General features: G+C 23.9%; 33 protein-coding genes. 13 read left to right on the plus strand and 20 right to left on the minus strand.

Annotated features, from left to right (window positions below):
* The first annotated feature begins 154 nt into the window (after positions 1–154).
* Positions 155–394: a hypothetical protein gene (locus tag AAHM85_RS01685; RefSeq protein ID WP_342260749.1), complete on the plus strand. Its 240-nt coding sequence runs from the start codon at positions 155–157 to the stop codon at positions 392–394.
* Between the two features lie 106 nt (positions 395–500).
* On the opposite strand, the gene AAHM85_RS01690 is transcribed toward AAHM85_RS01685, so the two are convergent.
* Both AAHM85_RS01690 and AAHM85_RS01695 read right to left on the minus strand, forming a co-directional pair.
* Positions 501–1,097 (minus strand): hypothetical protein, encoded by a 597-nt coding sequence (locus AAHM85_RS01690; RefSeq protein WP_342260750.1) that lies wholly within the window; start codon positions 1,095–1,097, stop codon positions 501–503.
* 110 nt (positions 1,098–1,207) lie between these two features.
* A complete protein-coding gene (locus AAHM85_RS01695; protein WP_342260751.1) occupies positions 1,208–1,369 on the minus strand; it encodes a hypothetical protein in 162 nt (53 codons plus the stop codon).
* Positions 1,370–1,424: 55 nt separating this feature from the next.
* Between AAHM85_RS01695 and AAHM85_RS01700 the strand changes: the two genes are divergently transcribed.
* On the plus strand, positions 1,425–2,033 hold the full coding sequence (locus AAHM85_RS01700) for a transposase (protein ID WP_342260752.1): 609 nt from the start codon (positions 1,425–1,427) through the stop codon (positions 2,031–2,033).
* A gap of 172 nt (positions 2,034–2,205) precedes the next feature.
* Complete coding sequence (locus AAHM85_RS01705; protein ID WP_342260753.1) at positions 2,206–2,706, plus strand: IS3 family transposase; 501 nt, start codon at positions 2,206–2,208, stop codon at positions 2,704–2,706.
* Here AAHM85_RS01705 and AAHM85_RS01710 read toward each other — a convergent pair.
* Positions 2,699–3,448 (minus strand): hypothetical protein, encoded by a 750-nt coding sequence (locus AAHM85_RS01710; protein ID WP_342260754.1) that lies wholly within the window; start codon positions 3,446–3,448, stop codon positions 2,699–2,701. The two genes, AAHM85_RS01705 and AAHM85_RS01710, sit on opposite strands and share 8 nt — an antisense overlap.
* A gap of 162 nt (positions 3,449–3,610) precedes the next feature.
* Between AAHM85_RS01710 and AAHM85_RS01715 the strand changes: the two genes are divergently transcribed.
* Both AAHM85_RS01715 and AAHM85_RS01720 read left to right on the plus strand, forming a co-directional pair.
* Positions 3,611–3,835, plus strand: a complete 225-nt coding sequence (locus AAHM85_RS01715; protein WP_342260755.1) for a transposase — start codon at positions 3,611–3,613, stop codon at positions 3,833–3,835.
* 15 nt (positions 3,836–3,850) lie between these two features.
* Positions 3,851–4,489, plus strand: coding sequence for an IS1595 family transposase (locus AAHM85_RS01720; RefSeq protein ID WP_342261686.1), 639 nt, complete (start codon positions 3,851–3,853; stop codon positions 4,487–4,489).
* On the opposite strand, the gene AAHM85_RS01725 is transcribed toward AAHM85_RS01720, so the two are convergent.
* The 8 genes from AAHM85_RS01725 to AAHM85_RS01760 form a co-directional block, all read right to left on the minus strand.
* Positions 4,486–5,208 (minus strand): hypothetical protein, encoded by a 723-nt coding sequence (locus tag AAHM85_RS01725; RefSeq protein ID WP_342260756.1) that lies wholly within the window; start codon positions 5,206–5,208, stop codon positions 4,486–4,488. The two genes, AAHM85_RS01720 and AAHM85_RS01725, sit on opposite strands and share 4 nt — an antisense overlap.
* Before the next feature lie 280 nt (positions 5,209–5,488).
* Complete coding sequence (locus tag AAHM85_RS01730) at positions 5,489–5,662, minus strand: hypothetical protein (RefSeq protein WP_342260757.1); 174 nt, start codon at positions 5,660–5,662, stop codon at positions 5,489–5,491.
* Between the two features lie 18 nt (positions 5,663–5,680).
* On the minus strand, positions 5,681–6,058 hold the full coding sequence (locus AAHM85_RS01735) for a hypothetical protein (protein WP_342260758.1): 378 nt from the start codon (positions 6,056–6,058) through the stop codon (positions 5,681–5,683).
* Between the two features lie 15 nt (positions 6,059–6,073).
* Positions 6,074–6,262 (minus strand): hypothetical protein, encoded by a 189-nt coding sequence (locus AAHM85_RS01740; protein ID WP_342260759.1) that lies wholly within the window; start codon positions 6,260–6,262, stop codon positions 6,074–6,076.
* A gap of 34 nt (positions 6,263–6,296) precedes the next feature.
* Positions 6,297–6,455 (minus strand): hypothetical protein, encoded by a 159-nt coding sequence (locus AAHM85_RS01745; protein WP_342260760.1) that lies wholly within the window; start codon positions 6,453–6,455, stop codon positions 6,297–6,299.
* 16 nt (positions 6,456–6,471) lie between these two features.
* On the minus strand, positions 6,472–6,903 hold the full coding sequence (locus AAHM85_RS01750; protein WP_342260761.1) for a hypothetical protein: 432 nt from the start codon (positions 6,901–6,903) through the stop codon (positions 6,472–6,474).
* Positions 6,904–7,133: 230 nt separating this feature from the next.
* Positions 7,134–7,268, minus strand: coding sequence for a hypothetical protein (locus tag AAHM85_RS01755; RefSeq protein WP_342260762.1), 135 nt, complete (start codon positions 7,266–7,268; stop codon positions 7,134–7,136).
* Between the two features lie 258 nt (positions 7,269–7,526).
* Positions 7,527–7,775, minus strand: a complete 249-nt coding sequence (locus AAHM85_RS01760) for a hypothetical protein (protein ID WP_342260763.1) — start codon at positions 7,773–7,775, stop codon at positions 7,527–7,529.
* A gap of 170 nt (positions 7,776–7,945) precedes the next feature.
* Here AAHM85_RS01760 and AAHM85_RS01765 point away from each other — a divergent pair.
* Positions 7,946–9,066, plus strand: a protein-coding gene (locus AAHM85_RS01765) for an IS3 family transposase (protein WP_425289708.1) whose coding sequence is annotated in 2 segments (ribosomal slippage) — positions 7,946–8,189 and positions 8,189–9,066 — 1,122 coding nt in all. Because the reading frame shifts where the segments join, the coding sequence is not laid out codon by codon here.
* 280 nt (positions 9,067–9,346) lie between these two features.
* Positions 9,347–9,673: a hypothetical protein gene (locus tag AAHM85_RS01770; protein WP_342260764.1), complete on the plus strand. Its 327-nt coding sequence runs from the start codon at positions 9,347–9,349 to the stop codon at positions 9,671–9,673.
* Positions 9,674–9,888: 215 nt separating this feature from the next.
* On the opposite strand, the gene AAHM85_RS01775 is transcribed toward AAHM85_RS01770, so the two are convergent.
* The 6 genes from AAHM85_RS01775 to AAHM85_RS01800 all read right to left on the minus strand — a co-directional run bounded on the left by AAHM85_RS01775 (position 9,889) and on the right by AAHM85_RS01800 (position 15,368).
* Positions 9,889–10,257: a SemiSWEET family sugar transporter gene (locus tag AAHM85_RS01775; RefSeq protein ID WP_342260765.1), complete on the minus strand. Its 369-nt coding sequence runs from the start codon at positions 10,255–10,257 to the stop codon at positions 9,889–9,891.
* Between the two features lie 5 nt (positions 10,258–10,262).
* A complete protein-coding gene (locus AAHM85_RS01780) occupies positions 10,263–10,610 on the minus strand; it encodes a SemiSWEET family sugar transporter (RefSeq protein WP_342260766.1) in 348 nt (115 codons plus the stop codon).
* A gap of 237 nt (positions 10,611–10,847) precedes the next feature.
* Positions 10,848–11,726: an IS1595 family transposase gene (locus tag AAHM85_RS01785; protein WP_342260767.1), complete on the minus strand. Its 879-nt coding sequence runs from the start codon at positions 11,724–11,726 to the stop codon at positions 10,848–10,850.
* A 258-nt stretch (positions 11,727–11,984) separates the two neighbouring features.
* Positions 11,985–12,740 (minus strand): IS1595 family transposase, encoded by a 756-nt coding sequence (locus AAHM85_RS01790; RefSeq protein ID WP_342260768.1) that lies wholly within the window; start codon positions 12,738–12,740, stop codon positions 11,985–11,987.
* Positions 12,741–13,648: 908 nt separating this feature from the next.
* A protein-coding gene (locus tag AAHM85_RS01795; RefSeq protein WP_342260769.1) for an IS5 family transposase occupies positions 13,649–14,438 on the minus strand; the annotation gives its coding sequence in 2 pieces (ribosomal slippage) (positions 13,649–14,176 and positions 14,178–14,438; 789 coding nt in all).
* Between the two features lie 66 nt (positions 14,439–14,504).
* On the minus strand, positions 14,505–15,368 hold the full coding sequence (locus AAHM85_RS01800) for a DegV family protein (RefSeq protein WP_281748924.1): 864 nt from the start codon (positions 15,366–15,368) through the stop codon (positions 14,505–14,507).
* Positions 15,369–15,657: 289 nt separating this feature from the next.
* On the opposite strand from AAHM85_RS01800, the gene AAHM85_RS01805 reads away from it, so the two are divergent.
* The 3 genes from AAHM85_RS01805 (at position 15,658) to AAHM85_RS01815 (ending at position 18,501) form a co-directional block, all read left to right on the plus strand.
* Complete coding sequence (locus AAHM85_RS01805) at positions 15,658–16,413, plus strand: IS1595 family transposase (RefSeq protein ID WP_342260770.1); 756 nt, start codon at positions 15,658–15,660, stop codon at positions 16,411–16,413.
* Positions 16,414–16,525: 112 nt separating this feature from the next.
* The gene (locus AAHM85_RS01810; RefSeq protein ID WP_342260771.1) at positions 16,526–17,128 is read left to right on the plus strand and encodes a hypothetical protein; all 603 of its coding nucleotides are present in this window, start codon (positions 16,526–16,528) and stop codon (positions 17,126–17,128) included.
* Between the two features lie 92 nt (positions 17,129–17,220).
* On the plus strand, positions 17,221–18,501 hold the full coding sequence (locus AAHM85_RS01815) for an IS3 family transposase (RefSeq protein ID WP_342260772.1): 1,281 nt from the start codon (positions 17,221–17,223) through the stop codon (positions 18,499–18,501).
* 214 nt (positions 18,502–18,715) lie between these two features.
* On the opposite strand, the gene aspS is transcribed toward AAHM85_RS01815, so the two are convergent.
* Together aspS and hisS are read right to left on the minus strand one after the other, a co-directional pair.
* Positions 18,716–20,458, minus strand: a complete 1,743-nt coding sequence (aspS, locus tag AAHM85_RS01820) for an aspartate--tRNA ligase (protein WP_342260773.1) — start codon at positions 20,456–20,458, stop codon at positions 18,716–18,718.
* Positions 20,442–21,734, minus strand: coding sequence for a histidine--tRNA ligase (hisS, locus tag AAHM85_RS01825; RefSeq protein ID WP_342260774.1), 1,293 nt, complete (start codon positions 21,732–21,734; stop codon positions 20,442–20,444). Before hisS ends, aspS begins: the two co-directional genes overlap by 17 nt.
* Positions 21,735–21,899: 165 nt before the next feature.
* On the opposite strand from hisS, the gene AAHM85_RS01830 reads away from it, so the two are divergent.
* The 3 genes from AAHM85_RS01830 to AAHM85_RS01840 all read left to right on the plus strand — a co-directional run bounded on the left by AAHM85_RS01830 (position 21,900) and on the right by AAHM85_RS01840 (position 22,731).
* Positions 21,900–22,115, plus strand: coding sequence for a hypothetical protein (locus AAHM85_RS01830; RefSeq protein ID WP_342260775.1), 216 nt, complete (start codon positions 21,900–21,902; stop codon positions 22,113–22,115).
* Positions 22,116–22,189: 74 nt separating this feature from the next.
* The gene (locus AAHM85_RS01835) at positions 22,190–22,393 is read left to right on the plus strand and encodes a hypothetical protein (protein WP_342260776.1); all 204 of its coding nucleotides are present in this window, start codon (positions 22,190–22,192) and stop codon (positions 22,391–22,393) included.
* A complete protein-coding gene (locus tag AAHM85_RS01840) occupies positions 22,354–22,731 on the plus strand; it encodes a transposase (protein WP_342260777.1) in 378 nt (125 codons plus the stop codon). The genes AAHM85_RS01835 and AAHM85_RS01840 overlap by 40 nt, the downstream gene beginning before the upstream one ends.
* A gap of 212 nt (positions 22,732–22,943) precedes the next feature.
* On the opposite strand, the gene AAHM85_RS01845 is transcribed toward AAHM85_RS01840, so the two are convergent.
* Entirely contained in the window at positions 22,944–25,196 is a 2,253-nt protein-coding gene (locus tag AAHM85_RS01845) for a RelA/SpoT family protein (protein ID WP_342260778.1), read from the minus strand.
* Positions 25,197–25,201 lie beyond the last annotated feature (5 nt).

The raw sequence follows: 25,201 nt of genomic DNA on the forward strand, positions 1-25,201 counted from the left end.
GCTGTTATTGGTATTTTAGTAGGTATATTTATTGCTTTAAATCTTATTAGCTGTGGCATTTATTATTTAACTTGAAAACTATTTAAATGATTTGATTAATATTTTATAAAAGTATGTAATGAATTATAAAACAACAAAGGAGTGAAAATATACAATGCCTAAAAATATAAGAAAAAATGTTATTGATGAACAACCAATTAATTATTTTGATAAAGTTAAAGCATGATTAGATAATCAAAATAAATTTGAAAATTTAGAACTATTATCAGAAGTTGCATCTCAACAAAACTATTTAAAACAAAGTGATAAGTTAAATACTAAAGTAATAAATCAATTAGAAAATAAATATTTGACAAATATTTCAAATTTAAATCAAAAATTGAAAATTTTTTAATATAATAACTTACTTATTTTTGTTAATTTATAATCTAATTATTTATAAAAAATAATTAGATTATAAATTAACAATATTTTGAAAGAATAGGATTATTAAAAATAAATTATGAATATAATCGAAAGCCGTTTCCTAAAATTGTTTCAATTTGTCCTCCACTTTGAGATGCTCATGCTTCGCCATAATGAGCTATGATGATTTGAAAAAATCATTTTCCATTTTTTTCATAAAAAGTTAAACCTAATTTAATATCTATTCTTAAATGAGCAAGTAAATATGTTTGTTTGTCGCTACATATCGTAATTTTACAAAAAAGTTGCTGGGTTAATAGAACTTGATTAATGTTAATAGTTGGATATCCTGTATCACCTCAACTATAAGATGAATCTACATAATCTTCTGTACCATTTTCATTAAAAAAAGTAATATATTGATAATCAAGTGGTAAATCATATTCTGTATTTCATTCAAATGTATGGATAAATGAATTATTTCTAGTCTGTTTTCAATAACTTATATCAGTTAATTTTCCGTTATTAAAATGAAATTCTGTTGTTTTTCATCATATTTTTGTCATTTTTTTAAATTCTGTTTGTTTAGATGAACATTTATAAATACCATTAATAGTTAAAACATAAATATTTTTATTACTATCAAAAGTAATATTACTAACATCATATGTATCATTATCAATCACTTTCATTTCAATAAGGCTTGATTGTAAAAAATCAAACTTATAAACTTTATTTACTCCAGAATTATTATTAGTTATTATATAAATATTTTCGGAATTTTACGCTTATTGGTTAACACTTAATTCTTAATAAATAATTTAATTATGATATTTTTAAATGTGATTTTTTCTTTACGGTTATTATATTTAAAACAAAATTCATTTAAATAAGATTGGAGTCATTTTTTTGAAACTCAATGAAATTGGCCGATAAAACGGCATCAGTCACTTAAGTTTACCAATTAATATTTTCAATCTGTAATATAATTAAAAATAATTAATACAGAAGGAGAAATTATGAATTATAAAGTTTATTCAAAAGAAACAAAATTAGCCGTTGTTAATGAGTATTTAGTTGATAAAAAACTAAAAATACATGAAATTCAAGTCAAATATAAATTATCAACTCCAGTATTAATTTATAATTGGGTTAACCAATATCAAATTAAAGGTGAAAATGCATTCACCAAAATTTCTAAATCCCAAACTTCTCACAGGATCGATAAGAAAGATATTGAAATTAAACTATTAAACAAAGAAATTGATAAACTTAGAAAACAAGCTTTAAAAGATGAGGTTGAAAAAGAACTTTTAAAGGAGCAATTAGCCTGTGAAAAGAAATTAACAAGGGGAAAAAATAGTAAATTATTAAAATATAAGTGTTTTTTAATAGTAGAAAAATATAAGCAAAAAGGTCATCAATTAAATAAAATTATTGTTTACATAGCTATTAGCAAAACAGCATACTATTTATGAGTAAAAAAAGGTAAAAAGCAATATCAATCAAAAATTAATGATAATTTGATACAAGCAATAAACAAAATAGTTCTCATTAAAAATGAAAAAAAGTACATTAATATCACTAGTTTTGAAAAAGTAAGATTTAGAGTTAAAAATAAAAAATAAAGGTCTTAAATGCAGTAAAACAAGCATAAAACAAATATTAAAAGATAATAATATTAAATTATTATTAGAACCTAAATCAACAAATAGAGTAGTAGAAAATAGTGATTTAAAAAATAATAAAGATTTATTAAAACGTAATTTTTCAAGTAATAACTTTCTTGAAAAAGTTGGTATGGATGGCACATGATTTAAAAATATAATTATTGGTGATAAAAAAAGAAAATTATTAGTTGTTTTTGCTACTGATATGTACAGTAATTCAATTGTTGGCTGAAAAATAAACAAAAGTGAAAATGCCAAAACTGTGTTAAATGTGGTTAATCAAATAGAATTAGCGAGTGCTAAACAATGTAATTTTACGACTATTCAATCAGATTTAGGTTCTGCTAATACAAGCGAAATTGTTAGTAAAGTTTTTAATACAAGTACTAATCTAATTCACTCAAAAAGTCTATCAGGTTTTAAAGGTAATCAAGTTAGTGAATGTTTAAATCGTTGAATTAAAAGAGATTTTAAAATGATGTTTGGTAGCACTTTTGAAAGTATGGAAAGTTTTAATAAAATATTAGAAAAATTTGTTAGATATTGAAACAATGATAGAATAGTTATTAGATTGAAAATGCCTCCAAATCAATTTGTACAGATTTGAAGACAAGAAAGTAAACTTATCTAACCAATGCCAATTCAGTATTATATTTTTTTAAAAAGTTATTTGCTTTTTCAATATCTTTGATTTTAAATTTAGGAGTTAATTGTGGACTTAATTTTATTAATGTATTTTGTAATAATAAATAATCTTTTAACTCTTGGGTTTCTAACTTTTTAAAATTATTTTTAAATTGTCTTTCAGCAACATCTCCTAAATTTTGTATTATTGTTTCACGATTAGTAGCAAAACTATAATTGAATAAATAACGTTTATTACCAATAATTTTATCTGTTAAAATTTCTTTACCACTTACTTGACTAATAATTTCTTGTAAATTTTTTGCTTCTTTAATTCCAATTTGTTCTAATGTTTTAGTTTTTTGTGCTAACTTAATAAATTTAGTAGTACGATAACCATGACTAATTTTATTAATTCCAGCAAATGCAGGTAATATATTAAAAAAAGTATTTAATGGTGTTACATTTCCTTTTAAATAATCATAAACTTGATTAATAGTAAAATCAGTTAAAAACTCTATACCAACAGCACTAATACTAGCAATTAAATCACTTGCACCTAATCCAAGTGCTACACTTTCACTTAATCCACCAGTAAAAGGAGCAAGTGCTACTGCTATGACTTGTACACCAATCATTTTTAAAATTTCTCATCAAAAACTTTGATTTTCTTGTTGGTTACTTGTTCTAGTATGTTTTGGTTTATTTATGTTTAAAAGTATTGCTGTACTAGTTGTACCGATTGGCATGATATTAATTTCCTTTATTTAAGAGTTATTTTAATTGGATTTGTTGTTCCTTTATAATTTAACGGAATTTTACGTTTATTGGCAATAACTTATATACATTATTATTTCTGAAAACTATAATTAGATATTAGTAAAATAAAATCTAATTAAAGGTGATTGAAAATGAATATTTTAGACATAATAAATAAATTTCCAAACCAAGAATCTTGTATAAAATTTTTAGAAGAAATAAGATGAAATAACAAACCAAAATGTCTTTTTTGTTTTAGTGAAAAAGTTAACTCTGTTTTAAAAGAGTCACGTTATAAATGCAAAAAATGTCATAAGTCTTTTAGTGTAACTGCTCAAACTATTTTTCATCATACACGTGTACCACTTCAAAAGTAATTTATTTTAATAGTATTAATGGCTAATGCTAAAAAAAGTTTATCATCATCTCAAGCTTCAAGAGACTTAAATTTACGTTTAGCAACTGTATGAAAAATGATGCATAAAATTAGAAAGGCAATGGCTAATGATGAGATTAAATTATTAGCAAAAATATTAGAGATGGATGAAACATATGTGGGTGGAAAACCGCGTAAATATAATGATGTTGATAATAAAAATAACTCATTACGTGGTAGAGGAACTAGTAAAGAGTGTGTTGTTGGCATTATTGAACGAAATGGTAATGTTAAATTATTTCATGCAAAAAATAAAAGTATTAAATCTGAAGATTTAATGAAAATAGTTAAAGAAAATGTTGATATTAACAATTCTATTCTTTTTACTGATGAATATCGTGGATATTATAAAATGAATAAAATTTTACCACATGAACAAGTTAATCACAAAAAATATTTTTCTTATAATGGTATTCATACAAATACAATAGAAAGTTTTTGAGCAATATTAAAAAGAGGTTTTATCGGCCAATTTCATTGAGTTTCAAAAAAATGACTCCAATCTTATTTAAATGAATTTTGTTTTAAATATAATAACCGTAAAGAAAAAATCACATTTAAAAATATCATAATTAAATTATTTATTAAGAATTAAGTGTTAACCAATAAGCGTAAAATTCCGTAATTTAAATCATTAACATTTGCATTAATAGTTATATATAAGTCACCTGCTTTTTGTTTTTGATTACTTACATTAGTTTTTCCTTGTGCATCACTAAAATATTTAATAGTTGGATTTGTTAAATTTGGATTTAATGATTTAAGTTCATTAGTACTTTTTATTTGTGTATTTAATTCACTATTATTGTTATTAACATTTGCAGTAATATCAGTTGTTAAAGTTGTAATTTTACTTTTTAAATCAGTTTTTTCTGTTTTAATAACTCCACATAACATTCAACGTGAAGTTGTTTCATTATTAGAAATATATGGGATTGCTTCTCCAACAACTTCACCAGCAACTTTATATGCTCTTCCTGCTTTATCATCTTTAATAAAATCTACATAAATAACTGTATTTTCTATCATGTATCTTTTCATCGCTCTTGGTGTTGATAAAACAAAGGTCATTAATTGTTGTTCATTTTTATCATTAGTAAAAATCATATAGTCATCAAGAACGATTTCACATAATACGCCTTTTACATATAAATTATTTCCATTTAAACGTAATTGTTGTGCCAACTGATTATCGGTAATTAAACCTTTATTATCTGCTAAATAAACTAAACTATCATAAAGACCATTAGTAATAAAAAATTTACTATTTGCAATGTTTCTAAATTGAAACAAAGTATTTCAAGCAGATAACATTGATTTTAAATAGCCTATACTGGTGTTGTATCTTCAATATCGATTTTAGTAGCAAATTTTGCAATTGCTTGTGTATCATCAATTGCCAATTTATCTGCTAAATCATTTGCAACTTCATATTGCATACTATCTAATAAATTTTGTCCATTATTTGCTTTTAAATCTACATCTGCAATAATTTCTCCTGCAAGATATTTTTTAGTTATTTTTTTACTAATTTTATCTGTATCAACATATGGTAATTCATATCTTTTACTTTTATCATCTCAAGCAATAATTTTTACTTCCGGTTTTTTTGGTTTTTAACAATAAACTCAATATTTACTGAGTCAACAATTTCAGTAGGGAAAAAGTTTGCCCATGGACTATTTGAAATTTTAAAAAACTCTATAAATTCTGGTGCTTCTACTAATCTCTCTGTATTGTCTAAATTTTGATTAAATGGTACTGACATTTTATTTCTTCCTTTCGTTTATAAATAATTTTTCTTTTTATAATTAATTAAAAAATTTTCTTTATCATTTGTTTTATTATTAATAATTATTTGTTTATTGCCACCTGTATTAATTGTTTGTTTAAATACTGGTTGTTCTTTAACCATTTTTTTAATAGTTTCTTCAATTTTTGAATTTTCTATATTATTTGTTTTAAATTTTAAATAATCATAAAATTCAGTTTTAACTTGATATTTTTTAAATATATTAATCATTTCTTTTTCTTTAATTTCTTGATTAAGTTTATTTAACTTATTTTCTGCTTCATTAACTTTATTTTCTATTTCTTGTGAAGAAGCATTATTTTCAGTTAAAGGTTCAGTTGTTTGTTGAACATTATTTTCATTTTCTAACATTTACATCACCACTTTTTATTTATTTTCTTTCTTAATCTTTTCATTTAATTTTGCTAATTTTTTTTGATGTTTGATAATTTTGTTATTTGCTCTAACATGTTTTGGAGTTGTGATAAATCTTTTTAATAAAACAATAATTTCTCTGCAAATTAATGTTCCAACACTTGTTCCAATAATTATTAATTCATGTAAAAATTCTTTCATTTCAATATTTTCCTTTCAATTTTTTTATTTTTGATTATTCATCAAATTCACCTTTATTAATTCTTTCAATCATACAACTAACTTCCATTAAAAGATTTTTTGCTATACCATCATTAAATCTTAGTTCATCTAAATTTCTTTCAAGTTGTTTTAATTTATCATTGTAATATTTAAGTAATTTTTCTTTATTCATAAATTATTCACTCCCTTTATAAATTCATGTGATTATAATCTCAATTTAGTGAAGCATTATCATGATTTAATGATACTTCACTTATATCATCACTACCATATTGACTGGTTGTTTCACTATTAATTGAAAATCTATTATCATTAATTAATCTTGCAGTTTCATTATTAAATGTTGTTTCTTGCATTTCTTCAACATGATTAGTTGTTTCCATAGGTAGTAAATTATGGATAATTTCACTTGCACCAGCAACTATGGTAGGTACTGCATAAGCATTCATAAAATCATTATTAATACCCATTGCTACACCACTTGATATTAAACATCCACCAGTAGCCATATTACAAATCTTTCTTATTGTTTCAAATTTATTAGGTATTAACTCAGTTAATCCACTAATAAGATTTGAAATACCATAAGCATTTAATGAAATATAAGTATCTCAATCCATTAATGACTCATGTTCTTGTTTATTTAATAATAATCATGGAGGACCTTCTGTTGTAGTTGTAGTAGTTATTGGAGTTGGTGTTGTTGGAATAATAGGATTAATATTATTTTCTGTTCATTTACTATAATTTGCTAAACCAATTGTTCCTAAACCTAAAATAATTTTTTTAGAACTATTAATTAATTTAGTTTTAGTATTTGGTCTTTGATTTAAATTTCAAATATCTAAACCTAATTTTTTACCAAATAATAAACTATTAATTGGCCATAATAAGCACTTGTACCTATCATTGCTGAAATAGGACTTATTCCAGTTCTTATTAATTTTAATAAAGTATAATTTGATTGATTTTCTATATTTGGCATTTTATTCTCCTTTAATTTCTAATTTTTTAACTAGACTTACTGCATAACTAGTTAACTATTCAAATTTTATTTTAATAATAACAAAAAAATAAAAAGTTAACTAGTTATGCAGTAAGTCTTATTAATAAAACTCGTAGAAAAATTGAACATGTTTTTGCATTTTTAAAATGTTTTAAGATTATTGGTTATAAATTTAGAAAAGCCAGAAAACGAATATTTTTAAGATTTAATTTAATTGCAGGATTTTATAATTTATCATTAAAACTTAAAAACGTTATGCAGTAAGTCTACTGTTACTTTAATTCAACCTTGATAAACATCATTATCACCAACTATTAATGCAACATTACTTTCGGGGTCAGAAACAATTATGTGTTTTGATTTAACATTTGGATATTTCATTAATATAATTGCTCTAATATCATTATGAGTACGAAGTGCTTGTGGTGATGGTGTTAATATTTCAATTTCATCTTTTTCACCAAATAAAGTAGGCAATATTATCATTAATCAAATTCTCCATTTTTAATTAGTTTATTTAAAATAAATAACGTTACATCCGTTCTACGTGCTGGTTCTAATTCAATTAAATCATTAATATTGGATCGGCTACAATTTATTGGACACTAATTATGTAGACAAATAACAATATTTGTTAAAAGAAAGGAAATATAATTATGGCCAATATTACTTCATATACAGATGAATTTAAAAAACAAATAGTAGCTTTATATCAAAGTGGCAAATCAGTATCTTGTCTTGTTAAAGAGTACAATGTTACAAGAGCAGTTGCATATAAATGAATTAAGCAATTTACTAATTCGGGAAGTTTTAAAACTAAAGATAATCTTTCTGATTTAGAAAAACAATTAATTCAAATGAATAAAGAATTAAAACAATTACGAATGGAAAATGATATTTTAAAGCAAGCAGCACTAATAATAGGCAGAAAGTAGAGATTATTGCAAATAATAAATGAAAATATAAGATTCGCCCAATGTGTCGTTTTTTAAAAATTTCTAAATCAACATATTATTTTAATTTAAAGAAAAAAGAAGATAAAATCAAAAATAATATTTATGATCAAGCTGTTATTAGTGCTTTTAAAGAAAACAAATGTGTTTATGGAACAAGAAGATTAAAAGTCATACTAGAAAAACAAGAAATTTATTTATCAAAAAGAAAAATTAAAAAAATTATGGATAAACATAATTTAATGTCAAAATACACTAAATTATCATTTAAAAATCATCGTAATAAAGTAAATAATGAACAAATCACTAATATTGTTAATAGAAACTTTAATAATAGAATTAAAAATGAGGTGATTGTCAGTGATCTTAGTTATGTTGAAGTTAATGGTAAATGAAACTATATTTGCTTATTAATAGACCTATTTAACCGCGAAATTGTTGGACATAGTGTAGGTACTAAAAAAGATGCATCATTGGTATATCAAGCATTTATGCAATCAAATCGCTGTTTAAAAGATATGCAAATATTTCATAGCGATCGAGGTAACGAATTTAATAATAAAATTATTAACAAACTTTTATTAGCATTCAATATTACCCGCTCTTTAAGTAAAAAAGGTTGTCCTTATGACAATGCTGTTGCTGAAGCAACTTTTAAAACTTTCAAGACTGAATTTATTAATGACAAAAAATTTACATCATTAATACAGTTAAAATTAGAATTATTTGATTATATCAATTGATATAACAATATAAGAATCCACAGCACTTTAAACTACTTAACTCCCATTAAATATCAAGAAAAAATGTCTACCAAAAAATAGTCCTAAAAAGGGTTGCCATTTCAGTACTGGTAAAAAGAAAAATGGAAAATTAATTAAAAGAGCTGTATGTAAAATAAGAGTATCAAAAACAGAAATTGGTGCAGAAAAAACAGCTAAATTAATCGAAACATATGGTAATTTATATTTTGAAAACTTTGAGCAAGCAAATTTAATAGTTTGTGGAGATAGTGCAAAATGAATTAGAAAAACTGCTCAAATTTTAAATGCTAAATTTATTTTAGATAAATTTCATGCTTTTCATGTTTTATATCTTGGTATAATGGCAGGTAGAAGAAAAAATCAAATTGCTAAATTACACTATGAAAATGCAATAAATTTATTTTCCAAAGGTCAATATTATGAATTAATTGTTTTTTTACAATTGTTAATTTTACAATATAAAAAAATAAAAGTTGGTTATTTTATTAATGCAAAAGATGGTGTACTAAACCAAGCATTAGTTGAAAATATTGGTTGTTTTACTAAAACTAATATTAAACAAATTTTAAAGCATATGATTGGTGATAGAACTTATAACATTGATATGTATACAAAAATGATTAATTTTAAATGCTATCAAATAAATACAGCCATACAATTATTGTAAATTAAAAACTTCAATTGAAAATAAAACTTATTAAATTAAAATTTAATAAAAATTTTTGAATTATATAACTAAGTATTATTGTTGACTAATATTTGTTAAGTGTTAAGATTAACATACAATTGCATATTGAAGTCTAAATTATTCTCGTCTAACTTTATAATTTATAGACATTTAATGAATATTATAGACAACATCGGTATGCTCCCAAAAAACTATTAAAAGTTACTCTTTATATTTACTTTACCTTTTCATTTTTTACAATCTTCACCATATTTATACATATTATTAATTTTAATACCAAGAATAATTCCTGATCATATTGCACAAGGTGTATTAGCACAAATTATAACTAAATCTTTCATTAAAATTATTGATTCAGAACCGCCATGATATGATAAATGAATAATGCCCCATAATACTCATAAACTGTTAGCTGTTGTATAAAGAATAAATGTAAGTAAAGAAATACCATCTGTTTTTTTAGTTTTTATTGTTTTTAAAGATTGTGGACAAAATGCTATAACAGCAATAAGTGCTCCGATAATCCCTATTATAGTAATAATTCATCATTCAGTATTTGCCATTATTTTTATTCCTCCAAAGTTCTAGCATTTTCGCCCAACATTTTCATATTTTTTACTTTAACATAAATAATACAATTAGTTGCAGTCATTGTTACTGTATACGGTATTATTAAGGTAGAACCTCAAATTGCAATTTCAAGAGTATCAGCACCTTCTGGTCACATTACTGGTAATGTTACTGAAAGTATTCCAAATATCAAGAAAAAAAGATTAGCAATATTATAAATAATATAAGTTGATAAGATTATATGTTTAGTTTCCTTAGTTTTTATTGTTTTTATTGCTTGTGGAATAAATGTTATAATAGATAATATTCCGGCTAAATAACCTATAATTCCAATAAAAGTTTGCATTTTCATCCTCCATTAAATTTTAAAAATATTTTAGTAGTTTTTTTAAAACTATTAATATATTTATGTCTTGTTTTATTAACAATAACATTATTTTACTTTTAATCATTTAAAATAGAAAGTGTTTAGTTAATATTTTCAAATAAATCTAAAAAAATTAAAAATAATTTATAATAAAAAAATAAAAAAAACCACTAAAATAGTAAAAATTTACGGAATTTTACGCTTATTGGTTAACACTTAATTCTTAATAAATAATTTAATTATGATATTTTTAAATGTGATTTTTTCTTTACGGTTATTATATTTAAAACAAAATTCATTTAAATAAGATTGGAGTCATTTTTTTGAAACTCAATGAAATTGGCCGATAAAACCTCTTTTTAATATTGCTCAAAAACTTTCTATTGTATTTGTATGAATACCATTATAAGAAAAATATTTTTTGTGATTAACTTGTTCATGTGGTAAAATTTTATTCATTTTATAATATCCACGATATTCATCAGTAAAAAGAATAGAATTGTTAATATCAACATTTTCTTTAACTATTTTCATTAAATCTTCAGATTTAATACTTTTATTTTTTGCATGAAATAATTTAACATTACCATTTCGTTCAATAATGCCAACAACACACTCTTTACTAGTTCCTCTACCACGTAATGAGTTATTTTTATTATCAACATCATTATATTTACGCGGTTTTCCACCCACATATGTTTCATCCATCTCTAATATTTTTGCTAATAATTTAATCTCATCATTAGCCATTGCCTTTCTAATTTTATGCATCATTTTTCATACAGTTGCTAAACGTAAATTTAAGTCTCTTGAAGCTTGAGATGATGATAAACTTTTTTTAGCATTAGCCATTAATACTATTAAAATAAATCACTTTTGAAGTGGTACACGTGTATGATGAAAAATAGTTTGAGCAGTTACACTAAAAAACTTATGACATTTTTTGCATTTATAACGCGACTCTTTTAAAACAGAGTTAACTTTTTCACTAAAACAAAAAAGACATTTTGGTTTGTTATTTCATCTTATTTCTTCTAAAAATTTTATACAAGATTCTTGGTTTGGAAATTTATTTATTATGTCTAAAATATTCATTTTCAATCACCTTTAATTAGATTTTATTTTACTAATATCTAATTATAGTTTTCAGAAATAATAATGTATATAAGTTATTGCCAATAAATGTAAAATTCCGAAAATTTATTTAAAATAAAATAATAAATTTAAAAAATATTAGTTAAAATTAAATAAAATTTTAATTTTAACTCGCTTTTCTCAGCATTTATGTACTATTTTTTAATTTTATCACATAAATGCTGAGAAAAGCGTATCTACGGACTTCTCCCCACATTTTTAAATTAAACATAGCATTACAATTTCAAAACTAGGTATCTTGTTGAATTTATATGCAGCTTCTTTAGCATATAAATAAACATGATGTTTTGCAACTTTGATATGTGTTTTAAATGTTCTTCTTATATGTTTTCAAACTGATTCAATTTGATTGGTATTTACACCAGTTTTTGAAACATAACCATCTTGATGGTTAACTGTTTTATGTTTTGGGAAAACCAATTTGAAATCGCAATATCCTTTTCAATCATCAGTATATACATGACATTTTGAAGAAATGTGGCTTCTTGCAAAATTCAAAAGACTTTTACTCTTTGCATTTTTCAATACTTTCACAATTAAATTATTAGTTGTTTTTTCATAAATGCCAACAATCAATGTTTTATTTTTCAAGGATCTTCCTTGTTTTTTAAAAGCCATATGTGAAAGATACATTTCATCAATTTGCACTGTGCCTTCAACAATAAATTGAGGTTCTTGTTTTGCAATACGTGTTCTAATTTTATGACCCATTCTCCATGCTGTTTTCAAGGTCACTCCCAATTCTTTTGAAACATCAGTTGACGGAATTCCATGTTTGGTGTTTATTCATCTAAAAATGAGGTAAAATCATGATCTTAAAGATGTTTGTGAGCTTGAAAATAGGGTAGCCGTGAGAATACTAAATGTTTGATTACATTTCAAACATCTTATTCTTTTTAAATCAGAAGTATTCAAATTAAAACTAGAACACCTAATACATTTGTTTTCTTTCAAATTTGCTATATATGCAAGACATTGCTATTCAGTTTAAAGCATTGTTGAACTCATTTAGTTTCATTGTTCCCTCCACAAGTACATCTGGGGAGAAGTCCGAAAAATAATTTGTTATCAATTTATGATATTAACAATATTTTTAATATTGTCATAAATTTAACTTATCATTTTATTTTTTATAAATTTACAAACTAATTTAATGTTCTTACACCATTTCATATTTTTTTAAAATCCTAAATATTATAAATATAATCTATGTTCTAAGTAAATCTTAAATTATGGGAATATATAAAAAAGTATTGGAGTTAAAAATGAAAAAAATAATTTTATTTATGCGAGATATGATAAAGAAGATAACTGTTTAGGTGTTTATGACACTATGGAAGAAGCAATATTATAAAAGTTTACCACATTGATAAAACTAATAAAAAACGCTATTATCAAGCCTATAATAATATTTGTCGTTCTTATCAAAAATATAAAAATAATTTTGGAAATGTTGTTTGTTATGAAGGTTTTTGATTTAAAATACCACTAAATGAAAATGGCTATTAAAATTAAAAAAATAAAATAGTTATACTATGAAATAGTTAAAAATACTTAATAAAAATATTTTTTAATTTTATAGTTAAAACTCAATAAATTAAAAAACCATTACTTTGATTTATAAATATTTATTTTATTAAATTTTATCAATTATTTCTTTAACTTAAAACTTTAACTATTAATAAGAATTTAAATCATAATATTTAATATTTTATTATTTATAAGTTGAAAAATCTAAATGTTAGTAAAGGTTAATTTAGTTTACTAACATTCTGTTTTTAGATTTAAATTTTTTATATATTTTTCTAAAAACAGAATACTTAATTAATCTTTTATAAAACTACTTTTTTATTAGAACCTGTTTAGAATCTTTTTAATAAAATTGAAATAAAGGAAAGAACAACCATTTGTAAACTAGTATTTAATTTTCTTTCACAATTTTTTCATAATCTTCTACATTTTTCTAATCAAGCAAAACTTCGCTCTACAACTCATCTTTTTGGTAATACTACAAAAGAATGTAATTCATTACGTTTTACAACTTTAACATTCGCATTTATAATTGTTTTGATTGCAGAAGCAAATTTTTCACCAGTATAACCAGCATCTACTATTATTTTTTGAACTGTAGAAAGATTTTCTTTTTCATTTTGAATCATTATTATAGCACTATTACGATCTGTTTTTTCTGCTGTAGTTACGTAAATTGCATGTGGTAAACCTTGAGAATCAACAGCAATATGACGTTTTATTCCTGAAATCTTTTTACCAGCATCATAACCTTTGTTTTTAGTAGTATCTGTATTTTTAACACTTTGTGAATCAATTATACAAAAACTGGTTTTTTCTTTTCGATGATTATTGATACGAACTTTTCTAACTAATTTTTTTTAAAATTAATTGTCATATGCTAGGTTCTTTACCATTATTTTTACTTCAAATTTGAAAATAATAATATACAGTTTGTCATTTTGGAAAATTTTTTGGTAACATTCTTCATTGACAACCACTTTTTAATACATATAAAACTGCACAAAATACTTCATATAAATCTAAATTTCTTGGTTTTGTTTTCTTTTTGACATTTTCTAAAATTAATCTTATGTTCTCAAATTGTTCTTTAGTGACATGACTTGGATAATTTTTATGCATATATACCTCTTATCTTAAAATATATAGTAATTTTACCTTATTCTCTAAAAGATTCTAAACAGGTTCTTAGACTTCTTTTACTCATTGATTAGGTACTACTGAGAAACCAATAGTATTATTACCAGTATGTGTTTTTAAAATATTACATAATGGTTCAACTTTATATTTGGTAAATCCTCTATTTTTTACTTTTTTAATTGCCTCATCAATAATATCTTTTCTACATCAACCATCAATAATATATATTGTTTCTTTAGTAACATCTTTAATTTTAGTAATAATATCTAACATTTCTTCCATAGCTTTACTTAATGTTCTAACTCTACCAATATTATCAATTGTTTCTTTACATCTTAAAATTGGTTTAAAACGTAAAAAATTACCAATTCTTGCTTTACTCATTGGTAATCTACCACCACGAGCTAAAAATTTTAAATCATTAGGAGCAATATAAGATTCATAAGTTTTGCGAAATTTATTTAAAATTTCTAAAATTTCAGGAATTTTTTTTCCATTTTTAACAAGAGTAAAAGCAATTAAAACCATAAATTTTAAAGGTATTGAAGCAGCACCTGTTTCTAAAATATGAACTTTATTTTTATATTTTTCTTCTTTTTGTAAAACTTGTGAACTTGCATATTGTCCTGAAGCATTATTAGCAATTGGTAAAAATAAAATTTGATCATATTTACTTAAAGCATTATCTCAATATTGTTCAAGTTTACCACGACTAGTTTGACTAGTTTTTAAAATATAGTGTTCATCAATCATCTTTTTACGAATTGTTTCACTATCAATATCAATGTTATTATCATCATAAGCATTTTCTCCTTCAATAATATTTAAAGGAATAATTATTATTTCAGGATATTTTTTCATATCTTCAAGGGTAAAACCAGTAGCTGAATCACTTACAATTCCAATTTTCATTTTGTTTGCTCCTAACCTTTTATACTAATAAATTATAGTAAAATTATAACAAATTTATTTTACTATATATGGTTTTAATTTGAAAAAATATAAAGTGACTATAAACTTATTAGTAGTAAAAATAAAAATAGTCTTAATTATTCAATAATTAAGACTATTTTTTAATTAGTTTTAAGTTAAATAAATAACGGACTTCTCCCCAGATGTACTTGTGGAGGGAACAATGAAACTAAATGAGTTCAACAATGCTTTTCAAACTGAATAGCAATGTCTTGCATATATAGCAAATTTGAAAGAAAACAAATGTATTAGGTGTTCTAGTTTTAATTTGAATACTTCTGATTTAAAAAGAATAAGATGTTTGAAATGTAATCAAACATTTAGTATTCTCACGGCTACCCTATTTTCAAGCTCACAAACATCTTTAAGATCATGATTTTACCTCATTTTTAGATGAATAAACACCAAACATGGAATTCCGTCAACTGATGCTTCAAAAGAATTGGGAGTGACCTTGAAAACAGCATGGAGAATGGGTCATAAAATTAGAACACGTATTGCAAAACAAGAACCTCAATTTATTGCTGAAGGCACAATGCAAATTGATGAAATGTATCTTTCACATATGGCTTTTAAAAAACAAGGAAGATCCTTGAAAAATAAAACATTGATTGTTGGCATTTATGAAAAAACAACTAATAATTTAATTGTGAAAGTATTGAAAAATGCAAAGAGTAAAAGTCTTTTGAATTTTGCAAGAAACCACATTTCTTCAAAATGTCATGTATATACTGATGATTGAAAAGGATATTGCGATTTCAAATTGGTTTTCCCAAAACATAAAACAGTTAACCATCAAGATGGTTATGTTTCAAAAACTGGTGTAAATACCAATCAAATTGAATCAGTTTGAAAACATATAAGAAGAACATTTAAAAAACATATCAAAGTTGCAAAACATCATGCTTATTTATATGCCAAAGAAGCTGCATATAAATTCAACAAGATACCTAGTTTTGAAATTGTAATGCTATGTTTAATTTAAAAATGTGGGGAGAAGTCCGTAGATACTCTTTTCTCAGCATTTATGTGATAAAATTAAAAAATAGTACATAAAGGGAGAAAAGCGTTTAATAATACCTGGTGAAATATGTTCTTTGGCAACTGATACAAAAGGTAATCTTTATCTTGGAACTAGAAATAGTTCTTGACATGGTGCTATTTATAAATGTTTAGCAAGAGAAACAAACTTTAAACCAATATTAGGAATATATGGTGAAATATGAACAATAGCTATTGATAAAAATGAAAATGTTTATATAGGTACTAGAGAAAGTAGTTTTAAAGGTAACGTTTATAAATATCAAAAAAATCAAAATAATTTTAAAAAAATGGATGGTATAAATAAATCTGTTTCTTCTTTAACTTTTGACAATGATGATAATATTTATGCAGGAGTTTGAACTGGTTCATATCAATCTCCTAGTAATGGTGAGGTTTATAAATGTTTAGTAGGAGAAACAAACTTTAAACCAATGTTTGGAATAAAAGGGGGAATACTATTATTAGTTTTTAATAAAAATACAAATTTTTTATATGTTACTACATGAAACGGGGATGGAAAAACTAAAACTAATGATGGTTCACTTTATAAATGTTTAGCAACAAATAATGTCTTTAGTTTAATTCAAAAAAATTTACCAGCTATATGACATCTAAAAACCAAAGATAGTGAACCATTTATTGAACTTGAATATTAACAAATATTAAAAGGCATCAGTCACTTAAGTTTACCAATTAATATTTTCAATCTGTAATATAATTAAAAATAATTAATACAGAAGGAGAAATTATGAATTATAAAGTTTATTCAAAAGAAACAAAATTAGCCGTTGTTAATGAGTATTTAGTTGATAAAAAACTAAAAATACATGAAATTCAAGTCAAATATAAATTATCAACTCCAGTATTAATTTATAATTGGGTTAACCAATATCAAATTAAAGGTGAAAATGCATTCACCAAAATTTCTAAATCCCAAACTTCTCACAGGATCGATAAGAAAGATATTGAAATTAAACTATTAAACAAAGAAATTGATAAACTTAGAAAACAAGCTTTAAAAGATGAGGTTGAAAAAGAACTTTTAAAGGAGCAATTAGCCTGTGAAAAGAAATTAACAAGAGGAAAAAATAGTAAATTATTAAAATATAAGTGTTTTTTAATAGTAGAAAAATATAAGCAAAAAGATCATCAATTAAATAAAATTATTGTTTACATAGCTATTAGCAAAACAGCATACTATTTATGAGTAAAAAAAGGTAAAAAGCAATATCAATCAAAAATTAATGATAATTTGATACAAGCAATAAACAAAATAGTTCTCATTAAAAATGAAAAAAAGTACATTAATATCACTAGTTTTGAAAAAGTAAGATTAGAGTTAAAAATAAAAAATAAAGGTCTTAAATGCAGTAAAACAACCATAAAACAAATATTAAAAGATAATAATATTAAATTATTATTAGAACCTAAATCAACAAATAGAGTAGTAGAAAATAGTGATTTAAAAAATAATAAAGATTTATTAAAACGTAATTTTTCAAGTAATAACTTTCTTGAAAAAGTTGGTATGGATGGCACATGATTTAAAAATATAATTATTGGTGATAAAAAAACAAAATTATTAGTTGTTTTTGCTACTGATATGTACAGTAATTCAATTGTTGGCTGAAAAATAAACAAAAGTGAAAATGCCAAAACTGTGTTAAATGTGATTAATCAAATAGAATTAGCGAGTGCTAAACAATGTAATTTTACGACTATTCAATCAGATTTAGGTTCTGCTAATACAAGCGAAATTGTTAGTAAAGTTTTTAATACAAGTACTAATCTAATTCACTCAAAAAGTCTATCAGGTTTTAAAGGTAATCAAGTTAGTGAATGTTTAAATCATTGAATTAAAAGAGATTTTAAAATGATGTTTGGTAGCACTTTTGAAAGTATGGAAAGTTTTAATAAAATATTAGAAAAATTTGTTAGATATTGAAACAATGATAGAATAGTTATTAGATTGAAAATGCCTCCAAATCAATTTGTACAGATTTGAAGACAAGAAAGTAAACTTATCTAACCAATGCCAAAAACAAATTATAGTATTACAGTAATTAATAAAAAATTATAATTGAAATTAATAATTATCAAATTTACATTATTGAAAAATTCATCTCAATTAAATTACATAATTAATCCCTAATGAAAAATGATTTAATTATTTTTCATTAGGGATTTTTAATATTTATATTTTCTAATTTTATTAAACTTCTAATCACTTTAAAATTAAAATTTTACTTCTTAAATTCCAAATCTAATATTGATAACTGATCAGGTGAAATTTCACTAGGACTACTTGTTAATAAACAAATACCACGATTATTTTTAGGAAAGGCAATAGTATCACGAATTGATTCATTCTTAATCAAAATCATTAATAAACGATCAATGCCAAAAGCAATACCACCATGTGGAGGAACTCCGTAATTAAAAGCTGATAAGAAAAAGCCAAATTTATTTTCAATTTCTGTTTTACTTAAATCTAATAATTCAAAAATCTTTTTTTGTAATTTATAATCATGAATTCTAATGCTCCCACCAGCAATTTCAAAACCATTTAAAACCAAATCATAAGCATCTGCAGTTAAAGTTCCTAAATCTTTATTTTTTATATCTAATAATTTTTCAGGATTTTTTGGACTTGTAAAAGGATGATGACAAGCTTGTCATTTATTTTCTTCCTGTTCAAACATTGGTCAATCAATAATTCAAATAAATTCAAAGTTTTCAATACTATTCATAAAATCTTTATGATTAATTCGCTTTGATAAATCATTAATATAAAAACTTCTAATAGCACCCATAACTTTATTAGCAACATCTTGTTGTTCATATACGAAAATTAAAAAATTATTATTATATTTTATTTTTGATATTTTTTCTGTTAAAACTAAATCATCAAACTTTACTTTAGAATTATTATGAATAATTTTTTTCTTAATTAAGTCATAAATTATTAATGTTTTTCCTCCATGCTGACTGCTAATTTCTGTTAATTTTTTTATAGTTGTTTCATTCATTTTATCATTAACTATAAAACCCTTATAGATAAATCCAACACTATTATTGTTAATATTAATATTTATTAACTTACATGTACAACGCAAATCAGGTTTATCACTACCATATAAATCCATTGCTTGATCATACGTAATCGATGAAAATGTTGAAGGAATATTACCAATTTTTAAAGTATTAAAAAGACTTATTAGCATATCTTCTACTATTAATTTAATTTCTTTACTAGTAGTAAATGCCATTTCTAAGTCTAATTGTTGAAATTCGGGTTGTCTATCAGCACGAAAATCTTCATCACGAAAACATTTAGCAATTTGATAATATTTGTCAATACCTGATATCATTAATAATTGCTTATAAATTTGCGGTGATTGTGGTAAAGCATAAAAATGTTTTTTTTGAATACGAGCAGGAACTAAAAAATCACGAGCACCTTCTGGTGTTGACTTTGTTAAGCAAGGAGTATCAATTTCTAAAAAATTATTTTGATTCAAAAATGTTCGTAAGCAACTAAGAACTTGATGTTTAAATTTAATATTATAATTCATTGCTGGTCTTCTTAAATCTAAATAGCGATATTGTAAACGTAATTCTTCACTAGCAAGCGTATTATCATTTTTAATAACAAATGGTAAATTAATAGAATTGCTTAATATTTCAATATCTTTTGCTATTACTTCAACCATATCATTAGCAGTTTTTGCATCTTTATTTTTTCGTAAGACAACTGTTCCAATTACTTTTAAAACAGATTCAACTTTAATATTTTTTATTTCTTGATAATATCCGTTATCTGGTTTAACAATGACTTGTGTTGTTCCATACATATCACGTAAATCAATAAAAATACCAAATTTATTAATACGAATATCTTTAACTCAACCACTAATAATAATTTCTTTTGTAATATCACCCTGCGTTAAATTACCACATGTATGAGTTCTAAAGAGTTTTTCCATATTCTTCATTCTCCTCTAATAATAGATTTTTAACCTTACTAAGCAACTGCTGTTCAGTATCAAAAATTAATTTTATCATTTCTTTTTTAACAAAAGAATAAAAACTAACCTGATTTTTTTCTTTTAAAAATAGTATATTTTTGGCTAAACTACGATCAATAATCTGTGACTTATTTTTATCTTGATATAAATTATATTCCATATCAATATGATAATTTTCTTTACGCAATTGTACTAATAAACCCGAAGCCATTATTAATCCTAATTCGCTTAAAGCAATAATTTGCAAATGAATAATTGGTGGTTTATTAATATTTTTATTTTCTACCAATAATAACATTAATCTTTCAATACCAATTGCAAAACCAATGGCAGGAATTTTTAATGGTGAACCCAATTCATTAAATAAATTATCATATCTACCACCACCAAGTAAAGTATTTTGACTTTCACCAATTCGTGAATCAATAGTAGTTATTTCAAAAATAATACCATTATAATAATCTAAACCACGAACTAAATGTTCATCAATAATAAAGTTAATTTTGTTATTTTTTAAACTATTAATAATAGTTGTAAAATATGTTTTTTCTTCATTAGTTAAAAAATCATTTAAATATGGTATTTTTAAATTTAATTTAGTACAAATTTTACAATCAAGAACTCTTAGTGGTGATACATTAACTCTAATTTGACAATTTTCACACAATTGCTTACTTTGATTTAATAATTGTTCTTTAAGTGCTATTTGATATTTATTTTTTGTTTCATTAGATCCAAAATAATTAATATTTAAAGTTAAATTTGGTATTGAAAAACTTTTTATCATTTCTAGGGCCATCATCATTACTTCAACATCAACTAAAGGATGTTTAACACCAACAGTTTCAATGCCAAATTGATTAAATTGACGTTGACGACCTTTTTGAGGTCTTTCATAGCGAAACATTGAACCATAATAAAAATACTTTAATGTTTGCTTAGATTTATATAATTTATTTTTAATTATAGCACGAACAATACCTGCTGTTCCTTCGGGACGAAGAGCTAATAATCTATCATTTTTATCATTAAATTGATAAATTTCTTTCTGAATAATATCAGTAGTATCTCCCACGGCTCGTAAAAATAGTTGAGCATTTTCAAAAATAGGAGTAATAAATTCTTGATAATTATATTTAATTGCACACTGTATTAAAGATTTAATAATATTACGATATATAATAACCTCTTCATTATACATATCACGTGTTCCTCTTGCTTTTTGAAATTGCATACTTTTTTTACTCCTTTTAATAAAAAATAAATCTTCTAAAAAACGTTCCTTTATTTTAGGAACGAACGTTTCTTAACGCGGTACCATCCTAATTCATTTACAAAGTAAATGCACTTAATTATCATTTATCATATTTAATTAACGGACTTCTCCCCACATGTACTTGTGGAGGGAACAATGAAACTGAATGAGTTCAACAATGCTTTTCAAACTGAACAGCAATGTCTTGCATATATAGCAAATTTGAAAGAAAACAAATGTATTAGGTGTTCTAGTTTTAATTTGAATACTTCTGATTTAAAAAGAATAAGATGTTTGAAATGTAATCAAACATTTAGTATTCTCACGGTACCATATTTTCAAGGTCACAAACATCTTTAAGATCATGATTTTACCTCATCTTTAGATGAATAAACACCAAACATGGAATTCCATCAACTGATGTTTCAAAAGAATTGGGAGTGACCTTAAAAACAGCATGGAGAATGGGTCATAAAATTAGAACACGTATTGCAAAACAAGAACCTCAATTTATTGTTGAAGGCACAGTGCAAATTGATGAAATGTATCTTTCACATATGGCTTTTAAAAAACAAGGAAGATCCTTGAAAATAAAACATTGATTATTGGCATTTATGAAAAAACAACTAATAATTTAATTGTGAAAGTATTGAAAAATGCAAAGAGTAAAAATCTTTTGAATTTTGCAAGAAGCCACATTTCTTCAAAATGTCATGTATATACTGATGATTGAAAAGGATATTGCGATTTCAAATTGGTTTTCCCAAAACATAAAACAGTTAACCAACAAGATGGTTATGTTTCAAAAACTGGTGTAAATACCAATCAAATTGAATCAGTTTGAAAACATATAAGAAGAACATTTAAAACATATATCAAAGCTGCAAAACATCATGTTTATTTATATGCCAAAGAAGCTGCATATAAATTCAACAAGATACCTAGTTTTGAAATTGTAATGCTGTGTTTAATTTAAAAATGTGGGGAGAAGTCCGTAGATACGCTTTTCTCAGCATTTATGTGATAAAATTAAAAAATAGTACATAAAGGGAGAAAAGCGTTAATTAATTAATAATACAAGCTATTTAATGTCATAAAATTAGTCAACCAGTGTTTGCACCAACCACACTGTCTCTTAATGTTTACCCTAAATTTACTTTTAAATGCTGAAAATATTATACTAAAATATTACATAATTATTCTGTTTATTGCAATAATATCAGGAATTTTTTTAATTGATGAAATAATTTGATGTAAACGTTCAATATTAGAAACTTTAATTAAAATTTTTAAACTTCCATGATTTTCCTTAAGCTTATTATTAGCATCAATACTTTGAATTTGTGCCTTTAAATACCCCAAAATATTTAAAACATCAGTCATCAATGCTGGTCGATCTAAATATTGAATTTGAATTTTTGAATTATAAAGATGATGACTAGTTGCTAATAAATTTCACTTAGTGTCAATAATACGTTCTTTACGCTCTGGCAAACTAACATTAGGGCAAATTAAACGATGAACTTTAATGCCTTGCCCTTTAGTAATATAACCTGCAATTGGTTCATCAGGGATAGGTAAACAACAATGAGCCAATGATGTTTTAGTATTGGGGGCATTTTCAATAATAATTTCATTATTACTATTTAAATTCATTGTTGTTTGTTGTTTAGTTTTTAATTCTTGAAATGTTGCTGAGTCACTATATAAAATAGTAGTAACCGCCTGTTCAATTGTATAAGTTCCATTAGCAATATCTAAGCAAAAATCTTCATACGTTTTATATTTTAATGATCTAATTCTTGACATAATAACATTACGTTTTGCAATTTTTCAACGAATGTGATTTTCAATAATATATTCTTCTATTTTTTCCTTTGTTTTTTTTATTTTCTCTTTATTTTCTGTATCTTTAATTTTATTTTCTTGATTAAATTTTTCTTGCTGATTATTTAAATATTTTTTTATTTTATGTTGAGCAAAATTGGTCTTAACAATATTTAATCAATCACGAGAAGGGCGTGCGGTTTTAGCAGTTTTAATTTCAACAATATCACCTGATTTTAAAACAGTATTAATAGGAGAATAAATACCATTTATTCTTGCACCTACTGTTGTTTCACCAATTTCAGTATGAACTTTAAAAGCAAAATCTAAAACAGTTGAACCAAATGGTAATGTTATAACATTACCATTTGGAGTTAATACATAAATTAAATCACTAAAAATATCTTGTCGAATTTCTTTTTCTAAATTATTATCTTTGGCAATATTATCTGCTAATATGTTTTCATCAACATTTGGATTTAAGTCATTTAAATTTAATATTTCTTGAAAAATATTTAATTTTTCATCAATTTCTGCTTGACGTTTCTTAGGATTTTTATTTTCCCCTTCTTTATACCTTCAATGCGAAGCTGCACCTGCTTCAGCAAAATCTTCCATTTCTTCAGTCCTAATTTGTAATTCATAAATTTCATTATCAAAAACAACAGATGTATGTAATGATTGATACATATTATTTTTTGGTGTTGCAATATAATCTTTAAATCTACCCGGAACAGGAGTAAAACTTTGATGAATATAACCCAAAATGGCATAACAACTATCAATAGAATTAGTAACAACTCTAATTGCCAAAATATCATGTATATCATCAAAATCTTTTCCAAAATAATACATTTTACGATAAATAGAATATAAGTGTTTACTACGACCATAAATTTTAAAAATTAAATTTTTATGTTGTGATAATGTTTTACTTAATTCTTTAATAATTTCATTAACTAATTTTTCACGTTTTTCACGATCCAAATTAATAAGATTATCAATTTTTTTATACTCTTTAGGATGTAATACTGCAAAAGAACGATCTTCTAGTTCTGATTGTAATTTACGCATACCTAGACGATGAGCAATAGAAGCGTAAACTTCTAAAGTTTCCTTAGCAATAATTATTTGTTTTTCGGGATTTAAAAAATTAATAGTTCTAATATTGTGTAAACGATCTGCCATTTTAATAATAATGACACGAATATCATGAGCTAAACTTAAATATAATTTACGTAAATAATTAGCTTTAATTTCATTTCTTTTTTCTTTTGCAAAATGACTAACTTTAGTTACAGCTAAAACCAAATTAGCAACTTCCAAACCAAATTCTGCTACTAACTCTTCAAAAGTTGTTGGTGTATCTTCTAAAATATCATGTAAAAATCCTGCTTGTATTGAAGAGACATCCAAATGTCATAATACTAAATTATATGCTGTTGATAAAACATGATAAACATAAGGATCACCATTCTTTCGATATTGATCTTTATGTTTTAATAATGCATATTCATAAGCTACTTTAATTTTTGTAATTTGCTTAGGATCTTTGATAAATGTTTTTGCTTCCTCTAATAATTGGTTAAAATCTTTACAAGTTAAATTATTCATTATTT

The organism is Spiroplasma endosymbiont of Notiophilus biguttatus, assembly GCF_964030985.1.
Lineage (GTDB): Bacteria > Bacillota_I > Bacilli_A > Mycoplasmatales > VBWQ01 > Spiroplasma_E > Spiroplasma_E ixodetis_A.